General features: G+C 68.4%; 15 protein-coding genes. 13 read left to right on the forward strand and 2 right to left on the reverse strand.

Going from position 1 to position 14,541, the window contains the following annotated elements; genetic code table 11:
- Window positions 1–160 precede the first annotated feature (160 nt).
- Window positions 161–1,441, forward strand: coding sequence for an MFS transporter (locus B9G49_RS00115; protein WP_198943772.1), 1,281 nt, complete (start codon window positions 161–163; stop codon window positions 1,439–1,441).
- 350 nt (window positions 1,442–1,791) lie between these two features.
- Window positions 1,792–2,124 (forward strand): hypothetical protein, encoded by a 333-nt coding sequence (locus B9G49_RS16025; RefSeq protein ID WP_143414652.1) that lies wholly within the window; start codon window positions 1,792–1,794, stop codon window positions 2,122–2,124.
- Here the strand turns inward: B9G49_RS16025 and B9G49_RS00125 are convergent.
- Window positions 2,103–3,107, reverse strand: a complete 1,005-nt coding sequence (locus B9G49_RS00125; RefSeq protein WP_086214908.1) for a Cdc6/Cdc18 family protein — start codon at window positions 3,105–3,107, stop codon at window positions 2,103–2,105. The genes B9G49_RS16025 and B9G49_RS00125 overlap by 22 nt on opposite strands.
- Before the next feature lie 165 nt (window positions 3,108–3,272).
- On the opposite strand from B9G49_RS00125, the gene B9G49_RS00130 reads away from it, so the two are divergent.
- The 11 genes from B9G49_RS00130 (at window position 3,273) to B9G49_RS00180 (ending at window position 13,908) form a co-directional block, all read left to right on the forward strand.
- The gene (locus B9G49_RS00130; protein ID WP_086214909.1) at window positions 3,273–3,665 is read left to right on the forward strand and encodes a helix-turn-helix domain-containing protein; all 393 of its coding nucleotides are present in this window, start codon (window positions 3,273–3,275) and stop codon (window positions 3,663–3,665) included.
- Window positions 3,665–3,994: a HalOD1 output domain-containing protein gene (locus B9G49_RS00135; protein WP_198943773.1), complete on the forward strand. Its 330-nt coding sequence runs from the start codon at window positions 3,665–3,667 to the stop codon at window positions 3,992–3,994. The genes B9G49_RS00130 and B9G49_RS00135 overlap by 1 nt, the downstream gene beginning before the upstream one ends.
- Before the next feature lie 231 nt (window positions 3,995–4,225).
- Window positions 4,226–4,864 carry a helix-turn-helix domain-containing protein gene (locus B9G49_RS00140; protein WP_158093582.1) on the forward strand — a complete coding sequence of 213 codons (639 nt, stop codon included), beginning with the start codon at window positions 4,226–4,228 and terminating at the stop codon, window positions 4,862–4,864.
- A 153-nt stretch (window positions 4,865–5,017) separates the two neighbouring features.
- Window positions 5,018–5,665: a PH domain-containing protein gene (locus B9G49_RS17275; protein WP_086214911.1), complete on the forward strand. Its 648-nt coding sequence runs from the start codon at window positions 5,018–5,020 to the stop codon at window positions 5,663–5,665.
- Window positions 5,662–7,242 (forward strand): PH domain-containing protein, encoded by a 1,581-nt coding sequence (locus B9G49_RS00150; protein ID WP_086214912.1) that lies wholly within the window; start codon window positions 5,662–5,664, stop codon window positions 7,240–7,242. Before B9G49_RS17275 ends, B9G49_RS00150 begins: the two co-directional genes overlap by 4 nt.
- Window positions 7,243–7,329: 87 nt before the next feature.
- Window positions 7,330–8,004 (forward strand): helix-turn-helix domain-containing protein, encoded by a 675-nt coding sequence (locus tag B9G49_RS00155; RefSeq protein WP_086214913.1) that lies wholly within the window; start codon window positions 7,330–7,332, stop codon window positions 8,002–8,004.
- Complete coding sequence (locus B9G49_RS00160; protein ID WP_086214914.1) at window positions 8,001–8,696, forward strand: hypothetical protein; 696 nt, start codon at window positions 8,001–8,003, stop codon at window positions 8,694–8,696. The genes B9G49_RS00155 and B9G49_RS00160 overlap by 4 nt, the downstream gene beginning before the upstream one ends.
- 181 nt (window positions 8,697–8,877) lie before the next feature.
- A complete protein-coding gene (locus B9G49_RS00165) occupies window positions 8,878–10,290 on the forward strand; it encodes a sodium-dependent transporter (protein ID WP_086214915.1) in 1,413 nt (470 codons plus the stop codon).
- 637 nt (window positions 10,291–10,927) lie between these two features.
- A complete protein-coding gene (locus B9G49_RS00170) occupies window positions 10,928–12,319 on the forward strand; it encodes a Cdc6/Cdc18 family protein (protein ID WP_086214916.1) in 1,392 nt (463 codons plus the stop codon).
- A gap of 220 nt (window positions 12,320–12,539) precedes the next feature.
- Window positions 12,540–13,418 (forward strand): SDR family NAD(P)-dependent oxidoreductase, encoded by an 879-nt coding sequence (locus B9G49_RS00175; protein WP_086214917.1) that lies wholly within the window; start codon window positions 12,540–12,542, stop codon window positions 13,416–13,418.
- 49 nt (window positions 13,419–13,467) lie between these two features.
- Window positions 13,468–13,908 carry a hypothetical protein gene (locus tag B9G49_RS00180; protein ID WP_086214918.1) on the forward strand — a complete coding sequence of 147 codons (441 nt, stop codon included), beginning with the start codon at window positions 13,468–13,470 and terminating at the stop codon, window positions 13,906–13,908.
- Window positions 13,909–14,006: 98 nt separating this feature from the next.
- On the opposite strand, the gene B9G49_RS00185 is transcribed toward B9G49_RS00180, so the two are convergent.
- Window positions 14,007–14,462, reverse strand: a complete 456-nt coding sequence (locus B9G49_RS00185) for a DUF6653 family protein (protein ID WP_086214919.1) — start codon at window positions 14,460–14,462, stop codon at window positions 14,007–14,009.
- Window positions 14,463–14,541: the final 79 nt, after the last annotated feature.

Below are 14,541 nucleotides of genomic sequence, written 5' to 3' on the forward strand. Positions count from 1 at the left end.
CGCAGTTCCTCGATCGAACACGCCAGATGTCGAAACTCGCCGAGCCCCTGCATCGGGGCTCACACGACGCCGTATCGCTCGCAGACGATCAGTCGCATCGCTCGCGTCCGCCGAGACGTGACCCAGACCTGCCGCGCGATCGAACAGCGGGTGATCGGCGGTGATCCTGCCCGCCATCGGACGGGACCACCCGCTCCGGGCCAACCGCGACTTCCGGCGGTTCGTCGCCGGCCAGTTCGTCACGAACGCCGGTGACAGCCTCTACACCGTCGCGGTGCTGTGGCTCGTGTTCGAACTCAGCGGTTCGACGACGCTCGTCGGCGTCGCGAACGCGATCCTGCTGCTTCCCTGGCTGCTGCAGGCCGTCGTCGGCCCAGTCGTCGACCGCTTCCCAATCAAGCCCCTGCTCGTCGGCTCGCAAATCGTCCAAGGCGTCGTCGTGCTCGTCTTCCCGCTCGCGGCGGTGGCGGGACGGCTCGGCGTCGACCTCCTGCTCGGGGTCGTGCCGATCCTGATGCTCGCGACGCTGGTGATGGGGCCGATCGAGGCGACGCTGGTCCCCCGGCTCGTCGCGGACGACCGGCTGCCACAGGCCAACGCCGCGCTCGCGACGGTGACGCTCGGGCTGGACATGCTGTTCGACGCCGTCGGCGGCGGGCTGATCGCCCTGTTCGGCCCGACGGCGCTGTTCCTCGGGGACGCGGTCACGTTCGCGCTCGCGGCACTGCTGTTCGCCCGGATGGGCGTCCCGGAGGTCGCGCCCGACGACGCCGGCGCCTCGGTTCGCGCGGCGCTGCGGTCCTACGCCGACGACATGCGCGAGGGGATCGAGATCCTCCGTGGCACGGCGTTCGTCGAACTCGTACTGACGACGGCGGTCGCGAACTTCACGACCGGTGTGACGCTCGCGGTGCTGCCGGCGTTCGGCGACGCCGTCGGCGGACCCGCGGCCTACGGCCTCCTGCTCGGCGCGCTCGGGACGGGGCGGCTGATCGGCTCGGTCGTCGGCCCGCGTTTCGAGGGCGTTCGCTACGGCGCGTTCCTGATCGTCGGGAACGGGCTGGGCGCCTGCGCGTGGCTCGCGTCGGTGTTCGCCCCGTCGACGGCGCTCACGGTCGGGCTGTTCGGGCTCGCGTGGGTGCCGATCGGCGTCAGCGGCGTGCTCACGTCGACGCTGAACCAGCGGCTGTTCCCGGCTGACCGACTGGGACGGGTGTCCGCGATCAAAGGCACCGCCTCGGGGGCGACGCTCCCGCTGGGCTCGCTGCTCGGCGGCGCCGTCGGCGACGCGATCGGTCACGGGACGACGATGGCGCTCGCTGCCGCCGGGTTCGGGTTCACCGCCACGTACGTGCTCGCCCGCCCGCGACTGCGCGGGCTCCCGACCGTCGCGAGCGCGGAGCCGGCGGATTTCGACGTGGCGGTGGTCGACGAGCGGTAGGAGTCGGCTGTCGCGACCGTCCGTCGTCCCTTTGCCGACGGACGTTGATTTTTCGCTCGGAACGAGGGACGGAACAGATCTTCCCCTTCGCAGTCGGGCAGTTTCCGGTGAATCGAACCGAACGGAACGGGCCGACGAGCCCTCATGGCGTCGGGGGACGGAGTAGGGGTATGGAGCACGATTCGTCGACGAAAACTGACGAGCGAGAGGACCGACGGCGGACGGGCCGCGGCGAGCCACGGCGCCGAGTTCGACGGGCGTCGATCTCGCCTCGGCGGCGGCGGTCCGGATCGGCGACCGCCGCCGTTCGAGATGTGCGATCGACCGGTCGGTATCGGTACGAGGACGCGATGCGGCGGGCGAGAGGCGACTCCGCGGCGGCACACGACCCCCACGGGTTCGGCGGGCTCGACCCCTCGCGCGGGCTGGCGTGGCTCCTCGGCGTGCTCACCAGTCGCGGCAGGGCGCCGCTCACGGCGAGCGGGCTGCTCTGGCTGTTCGTCTACGTCGGCTGGCGGGGCGGGTTCCTCGACGTCGACGCGGTGCTGTGGCTGGCCGCGGGCGTCGTCCTCGCCTCCCACGTCCTCGCAGTCGGGCAGTATCCGGACGGCGGAACAGGAGAGCCGGACCGGCGCGGGTCGTCCCGGTCGCGGACCGACCGCTACCCCGACGCGAGCCGGTAGGTCTTGCCGTCGCCGCCGCGTTCGGTCTCGATCAGGTTGTAGTGTTCCAGCTTGGGCAGGTGGGTCTTCCGCAGCCCCCGGAGCGTGATGGGGTCCGGGTGCTCCTGCTCGTACTGCTCGTACAGCTCCTTCTGGATCAGCGGGCCCGACTCCTCGATACACTCGTACAGCACGCGCTGGTGGTCGTTGAGCTTCGAGATCGTCTTCTGTCGCACCGCGGCCTCGGCGTCGAGCACGGCGTCGTCGACGAGCCGGGGCGGGATCGTCGACAGCCCCTCGCGCTCGGCTTTGCGCGCGGCGACCCTGAGCGCCGTGATCGCCTGCCGGGCGTCGCCGTCGACGAGTTCGGCGATCCGATCGAGCGTCGGGCGGTCGACGGCGCCGGGCTCCAGCCCCTCCGCCGCCCGGCGGTCGAGGATCTCGGCAGTCGTGTCGACGGTGTAGCGGTCGAACTGGACGCGGTAGCCCACGGAGACCCGGGAGTGGACGCGCTCGTCGAGGCGGGCGAGCAGGTCGACCTCGCGGTTGGCGATGCAGATCCACGCCAACCCCGGGACGGAGTGGAGGTCGTACAGCGTCCCGGGGTCCTGAAGCTGGTCGACCTCGTCGAGAACGATCACGCTCGGCGCATCGATCCCGTTCTGGAGCGTGTCGATCAGCTCGCGGGCGGCGACGTTCTTCGGCACGGCGGCGCCGGCGAGATCCTTCGCGGCGCGTTCGAGCACGCCGCTCCGGGTGTAATCCTTCCAGCAGTTGATGTAGGCCGTCGGGACGCCATGCACCGCACGCCGGAGCTCCCGGACCGCCGCGCGGGCGACGGTGGTCTTGCCGGCGCCGCTGGGGCCGAACAGGAAGCAGTTCTCCGCCCGGGCGCCGTCCTCGACGGGCGCGAGCGCGTCGGTCACCTCGTTCATCTGACTGTTTCGGCCGACGATCTCGCGGGGGAGATGTTCGTCCTCGAAGACCGTCCCGTCTCGCAGCATCTACCCGGCACTGTTTCGGCCTGCGGTGATAAGTGGACCCCACGACGTTCCGGTCGGTTCCGGTCGGACGGCCCCGGACGCCGTCCGGTGAGTCCGGACCGGCGAGGGGACGTTTCGATAGAACCGTCAGAACGCTTTTTCTCGCAGGTATCGTCGGTCGAGTCGATGTGTGAAACACCGATGGACGGCGAACTGGACGGGCTGGTTCGCGTGCTCGCCCACCCGGTTCGCCGAACCGTGCTCCGCCAGCTCGCGGCGAACCCGGAGGGGGCGACGATAGAACGCCTCGCGGAGACCGTCGGCGATCCGGACGGGGACGCCGACGGGGTGGCCGCGCGTGAACTGACGCTCCATCACGTCCACCTCCCGAAGCTCGAAGCCGCCGGCCTGCTCACCTACGATCCGGACTGTGGGCGTGTCGACCCGAGCGTGGGCGTGACGGGCGGTAGCGCCGCCTGGCAGGCCGTCACCGCGATCGACAGCGTGGTCGCGCTCGTGGAGAGTGAGTCCCGACGCGCGGTCGCCGCCCACGCGGACGGCGGGCGCCCGACGAGCTGATGCAGTCAGGACGGTCCCCGCTGACGCCGATGCCCGATATCGACACGCTCGTCGACGTGGACAGGGACGGAGGAACGAACCGGATCGTGGTCACGCCGAACGCTGCCGCGGTGAGAGTGAGCCTCCTCGTCGTGGTCGCGGTGGCGGCAGTCGAGGACGTCGATCCCGAACAGCTCCCGCCGCTGCACGACAGCGTCGAGCCGGAGACGCTGGATACGCTGGTGGACACCGCCGGCGACGGGATCGGGCTGAACGTCCGCTTCGAGTACGAGGGGTACGACGTCCACGCTCGACCGGGCGGGCGGCTCGAACTCCGGCCACGCGAGTAGCGCCCGTTCCGCCATCCCAGTCAGCTGGTCCCTACTCGGTAACCAACGAGTCGCCGACTTGCGGGTACGGTTAACTCCGCCGACGTCGAAGCGCTGCCGGGTGCGTACCGTGTCGAGACCGAGTCCGGGATCAACACCATGGCTCACCTCACACGATTCGCGGCTATCGTACTGACGGTCAGTATGGTCGCCCACGCCGGCGTCGCTGCCGGTGTCGGGGGCGATCAGTCCGTGCGTAGTGTCGATGAGATCGGTCAGCACGTCGGCGATCTGACCGACCCCGGCGCGACGATCGAGGACAGCGTCCTGACGGAAACCACGGTGCCTCGGGTCGTCACGCAGATCGCGGCCGCAGTGGAGCCGCCGTCCGTGGAGCCGATCTGGGCGGTAGCAGCGGGCTACAGTCGGTACGACGAGTCGGACCCGTTGGAGCACCCAACCAGACAGGAACTGCACGACACGGTCACCAACGTACCCGGCCAGTCGGTGACGGCGATCGCTCGGGACGTCGGCGTCCCCGTCTCGACCGCCCGGTACCACGTCCGGGTCCTCGAACGTGAGGATCTGGTCGACCGACACAGTGTGGACGGCCGCGCGCGGCTCTACCCGGCCGGGTTCGAGGACGACCCCGAACTCGCCGCCGCGCTGACGGCGCCCGCCGCGATCGTGGACGCGGTCCGGACGGCCGAACCGGTGTCCGTGACTGGGCTGGCAGCGAGGACCGACCTCGCACCCAGCACCGCCTCGTACCACGTCGACCGGCTGACCGACGCCGGCGTGTTCGAGCGCGAGAGAGCGGGGAAAACCGTCCACGTCTCGCTGAGTGCCGAAGCGGCACGCCGCTTCGGGGACACCCCCGAAGACGGGTAGACGGAGACACGGGCGCCCGCGGTCAGCGTTTTTTGTGCACGATCCGGTGACGATCCGCTGCACGGCCGTCGATGGAGTCGCCGTACCGACACGGCGGGAGACCCCCGTCCGCCGGGCGGTACGGTTAAGCCGTCGTTGTGCCACGTAACCGGTATGAACGATCCCCCAGACGACGTCGCGACGGACGACAGCCCGTCAGCGCCCGGGGAGGAGTCGGGCCCGTCGACGGCCGACGACGGCGATTCGGACGCGGACGACCAGCCCTCCGTCGCCGCCGAGGCAGGAATCGACGAGTCGGTCGTCGGCACCCCCCGCGAGCTGGCGTCGACGGTCCGCCTGCTGTGGATCGTCGGCTCGACGATCGGCGCGCTCGTCGCCGGCGCCGTCCTCGGCGGAATCGCCTACGTCGTCGGGGAGCAGACCGCGCTGCTCCCGGCCGGCGTCGAGACCGCCGTCCAGGTGGGCGGCGCGGTGGCCGCGCTGCTCGTGCTGGTCGGCGTCGTTCGGGCCGTCCTGCTGTACCGGTCGTGGGAGTACGTCGTCCGCGCTGATTCGCTGTTCCTGAGCCGCGGGGTGTTCACCCGCGTGCGGACGGTCGTCCCCTACGTCCGCGTCCAGCATATCGACACGACGCGGAGCCCGCTCGAGCGCGTGCTCGGCCTGTCGACGCTGGTGGTGTACACCGCCGGCTCGCGGGGCGCGGACGTGACGATTCCGGGACTGACGCCCGAGCGCGCGTCGACGCTCCAGGAGCGGCTGGAACGGCTCACCACCGAGTCCGAGGAGGAAGACGCAGTATGACTGACGGGGGGAGCGAGGAGCCGCTCACGGGGCGTGCGTTCCGCCTCCACCCGCTGTCGGTCCCGTACCGGATCGTGGAGAACGGGATCGGCCTCGTGGTCGTCGCGCTGTTCGTCGGCATCCCGGCGTTCGGCGCGATCAGGGGGTTCCTGGGCGCCGGGCTCGCGGTCGCGCTCGCCGCCGTGATCGCGATCACCGTCGTGGCCTACGGGGTCGCCTACTACCGCCGCTTCGAGTACGAGCTCACGGCCGACACGTTCGACATCCGTTCGGGGGTGTTCGCCAGACGCGAACGGGAGATCCCGCTGCGTCGGATCCAGAACGTCGACATCAGCCAGAACGTCGTCCAGCGCGTGCTGGGGATCGCCGAGCTCCGGCTGGAGACCGCCGGCGCGAGCGGGAGCGAGGCCCAGCTCCAGTTCGTGGGCGAGGAGCGCGCGAACCGACTCCAGGCGGAGATCAGTCGGCTGAGCCGCGCCGGCGACGACGACGAACCGGCCGAGGCAGCCGAGCGGTTCGAGACGGTGTTCGAGATCACCGACCGCGAGCTGGGGGTGCTCGCGCTGGTGTCGGCCGACGCCCAGCTGATCTCGATCCTGTTCGTCGTCGGCTCCGTGTTCATGCCCGCGATCGGGGCGATCGTCGACGCCGAGTGGTTCTTCGGGTTCGACGCCGGCCTGACCGGGCTGCTCGGCCCGATCGCGACGCTCGCGGGGATCGTCCTCCTCGGGCTCGCCTACGGCGTGATCAACGCTACCCTCTACTACGGGTTCACGCTGCGTCGCGGCGACGAGGAGCTGCGCTACGAGCGCGGCCTGCTCCAGCGGTACAGCGGGACGATCCCGCTCTCGAAGGTGCAGTCGCTCACGATCGAGGAGAACGTGCTCGCGCGGGCGCTGGGCTACGCCTCGCTGGAGATCGAGACCGCCGGCGGGAGCGGCGGTGAAACGGGGGAGAACACCTCCCAGTCGGCGGTCCCGATCGCGGAGCGTTCGCGCGTGCTCGAACTCGCGAACTCGATCGAGCCGGCGGGGGAGATGTCGTTCGAGCGCCCGCCCAAGCGAGCGCGTGAGCGCTACGCGGTCCGCTACGCCGGCGTCGTCCTCCTCCTGACCGGCCTGCTCTACGGGGTGCAGACGGTGCTCGACGTCTCGTTCTACTGGTGGGCGCCGCTGGCGGCGCTGGTGCTCGTCCCCCTCGCCGCCCACCTGAAGTGGAAGGCGCGTGGCTACTACGTCGGCGACGACCACGTCGTGACCCGGAACGGGTTCTGGGTGCGACAGCTGAAGGTCGTCCCCTACTACCGGGTTCAGACGGTGCTGAGCACCGAAACGGTGTTCCAGCGGCGACGACGCCTCGGGACGGTGACGATCGACACCGCGGGCTCGCGCAGCCTCGTCGGCAACGACGCCGCGGCCGTCGACGTGAGCACCGAGACCGTCGAACACCTCCGCGAGCAGGTCGCGGGGGCGCTGTACGACTCGTTGCGGCGGCGGCGACGGGCGGCGGCGGAGGGTCGTGGCACGTCGACCGCAACGGAGTCGTCGGGAACGACCACCCCGGACGAGAACGGGTAGTTCGCCGCCGTTCCGCTGTCCAGGGTCAGGGTTACCAAGAACTCTAATAAGACTTTTAACTATTACCGGATTATTGGTAACCACCAGATGTACGAGGTGCTCGACGAAACGGCGGCACAGACCATCCTCGCCATCGAGAGTGGTGACTCCATCCGCCGTGTCGCCCAACACCTCCACACGCCGTACGAGACGGTGAGACAGGCCGTCAATCGACTCGAAGACGCAGGCTACGTCACCTATGACGACGGCCTCACTGTCGTCGACGAGCGCGTACGCGACACAGCCCGCGAGCTCGTCGCTGCCAGCGCCGGCGTCAGTCCACCCTCAATCGAGGAGACCTACGTCATCCCACAGTTCGGTGACTGGCCGTTCGCGTTCACGCGGATCGACGCCGTCTACGTATGGACCCAAGGCGGCTATCAGGTCGGCCGGAATCCGGACGACTATCCGCTGTTCCTGACCGTCCGTGAGCAGGACGTCGACGCCTGGGTGGAGTTTTTCGAGTCGTTCGACCTCCCTACCGCAGTCGAGCGACAGTCCCGAGACGAACTGGACGGACCGCTACAGATCGTCCTCGAGCCACGCCCCTCACTCGACATCGAGCACGTCGAGGGGTACCCGGTGATCCCGAGAGACGAGACGATCGAATACATGCGCGAGAACTACGCCCAGTTCCAGTCGGGGCTGGCGATGCTCGACCGGATGTACGAGGACCTCGACCTCGGTGTCACATATCGAGAGACGGAACGGGCACAGCCATGAGCTTCACCAACCGAAGTGACGCGCTCATCGAACTGCTCGAGGAGCTCACCCAAGAGGGTCACGAGTACGTTCTCGTCGGCGGGTACGCTGTTTCAGCGTTCAACGCACGTTTCTCTACGGACCTCGATATCGTTGTCGCATCAGACTCCAAGGTCGAGTTCGGCGAATTCCTCGAACGTCGGGACTTCGAGGAAACGGACAGCCACGCCAAGGAGTGGTTCTACGACACTGAGGTGATCGAGTACGAAAAACGGCTCACGCCACAGCAGCCGATCGGCTTCGATCTCCTCGTGAATGGACTCGGCTGCCGCCAGACGGAGGCACAGTGGTCGTTCGACTACCTGTACGACCATAGCCACCAGCAGGAGGTGAGCGGGGGCACAGTAACGACGACGGCCAGGGTGATCGATGGAGCCGTCCTCGTGGCGGCAAAGCTCCACAGCGGCCGTGAAACAGACCTTCGTGACGTCCTAGCAGTCGCAGAAGAAATCGACCTCGACGCCGTCACACCCCACCTGCGGCGAGGGGACGACGATGCGCTACGGGAGCAACTTGAGCGTGGACTGGAGATCTTGGAGAGCGACGAACTCGAACACGGATTCCGGAGTGACTTCGGGGCCTCAGCTGTCTCAGAAGAAACGGTCACCGCTCTTCAGGAGTACCTGTCTTCACAGATTGATTACCTGAGCTGAATCAGTTGTACCCTCGTTGACCAGAAGTAATACTGATCGTAATACCTCAATCCTTCCGTGGCTTCACGCGACGGTTTCGAGCCGATCGTGCCGAATGTCCGTTCATTAACCGTTCTACCGGGTGATCGGCGAGCCGGAACCGACACCGACTTTGGCGTTCGTTGTACATCTCCGTTCACGAATGGGTACACGTGACAAATGGGTGTCGAGCCTCGGGTTCGTGCTCGCCTCGGTCGGGAGCGCGGCGGGGCTGGGGAACGTCTGGCGGTTCCCGTGGCTGACAGCGGAAAACGGCGGGAGCGCCTTCCTGGTCGTCTACCTGCTCATCGTCGTCGGCGTCGGCGTCCCGGGACTGCTCGCGGAGTTCGTTCTCGGGCGCCGAGGTCGGCAGACGCCGATCGGCGCGCTCCGGTCGCTGATCGGCGACCGGTGGGGGACGGCGCTTGGGGCGTTCAACGTCGTCACGACGCTGGTGATCCTCTCCTTCTACTCGGTGGTGGGCGGGTGGATCCTCCGGTACACGCTGGCTTCGCCGACGGGGGCGTACTTCACGGCGCCCCAGGCGTACTTCGGTGCGATGGGGTACGGGCTCGAGGCGGTGGCGTTCCACCTCGCCTTCCTCGGGATCGTGGCCGCGATCGTCTTCCTCGGCGTGAGCCGCGGGATCGAGCGCGTCTCGAAGGTGATGCTGCCCGCGATCGCGGTGTTGCTGGTCGGGCTTGCGGCGTGGACTGCCACGCAGCCGGGGACCGCGGCGGGGTACGAGTACTACCTGCGCTTCGACGCCGCGTATCTCGTCGCCAACCTCCCGTCGGTTCTCGGCCCCGCGGCCGGGCAGGCACTGTTCACGCTCTCGTTGGGCGCCGGGACGATGCTGACCTACGCCTCCTACATCGACGACGACACGTCGCTCCCCCGGGACACCCTCGTGGTCGCGATCTCGAACACGTTCATCGGCGTGCTCGCGGGGCTGGTCGTGATCCCGCTGCTGTTCTCGCAGGGCGTCGACCCCGGTGGCGGCGGGCCGGGCGCGCTGTTCGTCGCACTCGCGGGTGCGTTCGGCACACTCCCGGGCGGTCGTCTCGTGGCGACAGCGTTCTTCGGAACGGTGCTGCTGGCGGCGGTGACCAGCGGTATCAGCCTGCTCGAGACGCCCGTCGGCACGCTCGTGGACACGTACGACATCCCGCGCCGGACGGCGACGCTGCAAGTCTCCGGGCTGCTGGCGGCGACGGGTGGCGGGCTGGCGCTCTCGAGCCCGATCTTCCAGTTCGTCTCGGGCACGCTCGCGGACCTGCTGCTGTCGGTCGGGCTGTTCGCCTTCCTCGCGGTCGCCGGGTGGGTGCTCCCGACCGACGCGGTCGCGGAGTTCCGCACCGGCGCCGGCCGCTTCGCGCCGCTCGCTGAGCCGTGGGTGCTGGCGGTCGGCTGGGTACTGCCTGCCGTCGTGCTGTTCTCGCTGACGAGCAGCGTCGCGCCGCTAGTCGGCGTCTCCATTGGCCTCGGCGGTCGAGCGGTCGGCGCCGTGATCGTGGCGGTCGCGTGTCGGCTGGGCATCGCCGCCGCTACCAGTCGGGGACGAGGAACTGACTGACTGGAGTGCCGTTGGCGATCGATCGTTCACCCCCGCCCCCGGGGTCGTCCGCAATTCTGTCGATAGAGAGGGTGGGGGTCAGTGTCGGCCACGGTGAGAAACACTCCCGGAACGTGGTGAGAGGCGGGATGACCGACACGCGGAAGCGCGATCAGGTTAGCCGGCGCCGGGCTTTATAAGCCCCCAAGTAACCCGGGGGCCCGGGGTTGTCCGCAATTCTTCGAGAGAACGGACCGACCGACGTCGGTAGTTGGAGCCTTCTACATATAAACAGGGGAAAGAATGGTGAAGAACACGCGTTTCGAACCCCCTACTACTACTACACTACTACTAACCGTAAAATATATAATAAACGTTGTAGAGAGCACGAGAGAGGAAACGGAACAAGGAGAAAACAGCGTTGTATCGTGGATAATGCGAGTGTAATCGGGGAGTTCGTTCGTTTCCATCGCCGGTGAGGGGGGAGGGGGTCCCCTCCCCCTCCCTTCGTCGATAATTGCGGACAACCCCGGGCCCCCGGGTGGGGAGTTAGTATCCCGATACCGAAACGAATCTCGGACGCACCGGGGGGTTATTCGGACGGGGAGGACGTTCCGGACGGTGGGGTTTATGTGACTGGAAGCCACGATGACTGGCAATGGAATCGTCTCCGTACTCGACTACGTCGGAGATCTTCGCGGTCGGCGGCGAAGACTACCTCAAGGAGGGACACACCCCGACGACGCTGCCGGAACGGCGGGAGGAGATCCTCAAGCTCCGGCGGTCGCTGAAGCCCGCGGCCCGTGGCGCCGGTGCCGAGAACACGTTCCTCTCCGGGAAGGCCGGGCAGGGGAAAACCGCCGCCGCCAAAGCCGAGTTGAGCGAGCTCGAATCGTTCGCGGCGTCACAGGATCTCGACCTCACGACCGTCTTCTTCTCGTGTGAGGGGATCTCGTCGAGCTACACGCTCGCCTGTGGGCTCTGTGAGGAACTGGGAAGCGAGAACCCCAACGGCCACCCGATGCAGAAGGTGTTGGACCGGCTCTGGGCGGCGATGAACGACGTCGGCGGCACGATCATCATCGTGCTCGACGAGATCGACAACCTCGGCACCGACGACAAGATCCTCTACTCCCTCCCCCGGGCCCGGGACAAGGAGTACGTCGGCGACGACGTCTACCCGTCGATCATCGGCATCAGCAACGACCTGCAGTGGCGGGACAACCTCGACCCCGCGGCGAAGGATAGTCTCTACGACGACTCCATCTTCTTCGCGCCGTACGACGCCAACGATCTCCGGGATATCCTCTCCCGGCGGGCGAGCAAGGCGTTCCGGGGGACGTCGCTACGGTACGAGAACGACGACGGCGACGAGATCGAGATCTCGATCGACCTGAACGGCAGCGAGGGGACGCTCGACGCGGCGTTCGACGACGCCGGTGTCGATCGCGACGCGTACGACCTGGTCGGCGTCGACTCCGAGGTGCTCTCCGGCGACGTGATCCCGCTGTGTGCGGCCTACGCCGCCCAGGACAAGGGAAGCGCGAGGCAGGCGATCAAGTACCTCCGCAAGGCCGCCGCGATCGCCGAGTCCGAGGGGCAGTCCCAGGTCGAGGAGGAACACGTCCGCGCGGCCCAGGGCGAGGCCGAGCGCGAACTGATCGTCGAGGGGATGGAGCAGCTCACGATGCAGGGCCACCTCGCGCTCGCGGCCGTGACGGTGCTCGAACTCGCCGGCCACTCGGGGATCCGCACCCGCGACGTGTACGACGTGTACAAATCCCTCGCCGACCACATCGACGCCGACCAGCTGGCCCAGCGCCGGATGCGGGACCACCTGATCGAACTCGACATGCTGAGCATCATCCGCGCCCGGAAGTCCGCCTCGGGCTCGGTCGGCGGGAACGCCTACACGTTCGAACTCCGGGTCGAGCCGTCGACGGCGATCGAGGTGCTGGAAGCCGTCTCCCGGTTCGACTCGGTCGACTTCGACGAGCTCACGCAGAACTGGCTCCGGGAGCAGGGATCGAACCAACAGACGTTCGAGTGATCCTCGGCTGGGGACCCACCCCCGGGGGTGTCCGCAATTTTCGCCGGTTTCGTCCCCCTCTCGCGTCCGAAACACCGGATAGCTGCAACTGCGGCGTGACGGTGGCCGAACGTGCGGTCCCGAGGACGCAGTCGTGTACTGGCGGCGAATTGCGGACACCCCCGGGGGTATGGTTCCGACGGACCGAACCTTCACCCACCCCCCAGCCGAACCAACCCGTATGTCCACGAGCAACGCGACCGACCGCGTCGTCCTCCTGACCGGCGGCACGAGCGGGATCGGCCGGCGAGCGGCGACGGACCTCGCCGAACGCGGGTGGACCGTCGCGGTCGTCGGTCGTGATCGACCCCGCGGAGAAGCAGTCGCGGCCGAAGCGTCGTCGCTGTCGGGGACGATCCGGTTCCACCGCGCCGACCTCGCGACGCAGTCGGCCGTGCGATCGCTCGCGACCGAGGTTCGCGACGCCTACGACCGACTCGACGCGCTCGTCCACAACGCCGGGCTCTCGAGCAGCGACAGGGTCGAGACCGACGACGGGGTCGAACGCACGCTCGCGGTGAACCATCTCGCGCCCTACTTGCTCACCCACGAACTGCTGGACCTGGTGCGGTCGTCCGCGCCGGCCCGGATCGTCACGACGAGCTCCGAACTCCACCGCCGCGCCACGCTCGATTTCGAGGACCTCCAGTTCGAACGCGACTACGACGCCGTGCAGGCGTACGCGCGGTCGAAACTCGCGCTGACCGCGTTCACCCTCGAACTCGCCGATCGGCTCCCGGACGACGTCACCGCGAACTCCTTCCACCCCGGGTTCGTGCCGTCGACGGAGCTGTTCCGGGACGCGTCGCTCCCGACCCGGCTGCTCGTTCGAGCCGCCGGACTCGTCCCGGGCGTTGGCACCGACCCGAGTGAAGGCGGGGACCGCCTGGTCCGGCTCGTCACGGATCCGGCGTTCGGCGACCGGACCGGCGCGTACGTCACCGGCGACGGCGTCGTTTCACCCGCCGACGCCGCTGCCGATCCGGAGACGCGACGGCGTCTCTGGCAGCACAGCGCCGACCTGGTCGACGTCGAGTCGGACTGGCCGCCGGTGGAGTAGTCCCCCGAAACGGCACAAACGACTTCTTGTGTCGGGTCGAACGCCCCGTATGACCACCTCCCCGCGCGATCTCCTCCTCGGTGAGCGGTTCCAGCGGAACCTCGACTTCCTCGGCGCCGCCGTCCTCCTCGTCGGATCGTTCGTCGCCTACGCGACCGGCCTGTTCGCCGTGGAGGGGGGCGTGATCGTTCTGCCGAGCGACGCCACCGCCGTCGGCCTCATCGCCGCCGGCTGGATCGGCTACGGGCGCGGTGCGCTGCTCCCGGCGTGGGCGTCGCTGTTCGCGGCGTACCTCGGGTTTCACGCCGACTGGGCGTTCCTCGGGCTGTCGAGCCACTCGCTGCCGGGTAAACTGGCGTTCCTGTTCGATCCGGTGACCCTCGCCGTCTACGTCGCGGCGTCGATCCTCCTCGGGAGCGCGGCGTTCGGCGTCGGCTACCTCCTCAGCGTCGGTGTCGGCCGCCTGCGAGGGTCGTCGTTCGAGGCCTGAGTTCTCCGGTCTCCGTGGTCGAGACGATTGATTCGTGCCGTCGAGCAGATGACCGATCCGCACTGTCGAGCAGATGACCGATCACCGTCGTCGGGCGGTCAGTTCGACTCTCCCTCGCCCGCGTCGTAGCGCCGGACCAGCACGCCGATCCACCAGAGCTTCAGCGCCGAGCCGATGACTGTTCCGAGCGCCGCCCCGGCGGGGCGTCGACGCCACGCGGCCACCAGGGCGGCGGCGAACGCCAGCGCGCTTCCCGCGTTGCAGACGTTCGGGTAGGAGAGCCCGATCGTCCCGTTGCCCTCCTCGCGGACCCACCAGCGCTCGGCGAGCACGCCGCGGGTCATCCACGCCTCGTCGGTCTCGGGTGGGGCGAACAGGAACGGGTTGATCACCGCCCACAGCAGCGCGGCGAGCAGCAGCCGCCAGTCGCGGCGGTACACCGCATACACGATGACGGCGCCGGTCGGCACGCGGGTCCAGCCGCTCTTGGGGTTCGCGTGGCGTTCCCACAGCGTCGACTCGAGGCGGCCCGCGGCGGTGTTCGGTTCGGCCATGGTTCGTTCTCAGTGTCGTGGGACGAAATAGCCTGCCCGTCCGAGCGCTGTTCGAACGCGGCGGCGAACGTCTCTCCCC

Origin of the sequence: Halorubrum sp. SD683, from assembly GCF_002135045.1 — an archaeon.
In the GTDB taxonomy this organism is placed as follows: Archaea; Halobacteriota; Halobacteria; order Halobacteriales; family Haloferacaceae; genus Halorubrum; species Halorubrum ezzemoulense.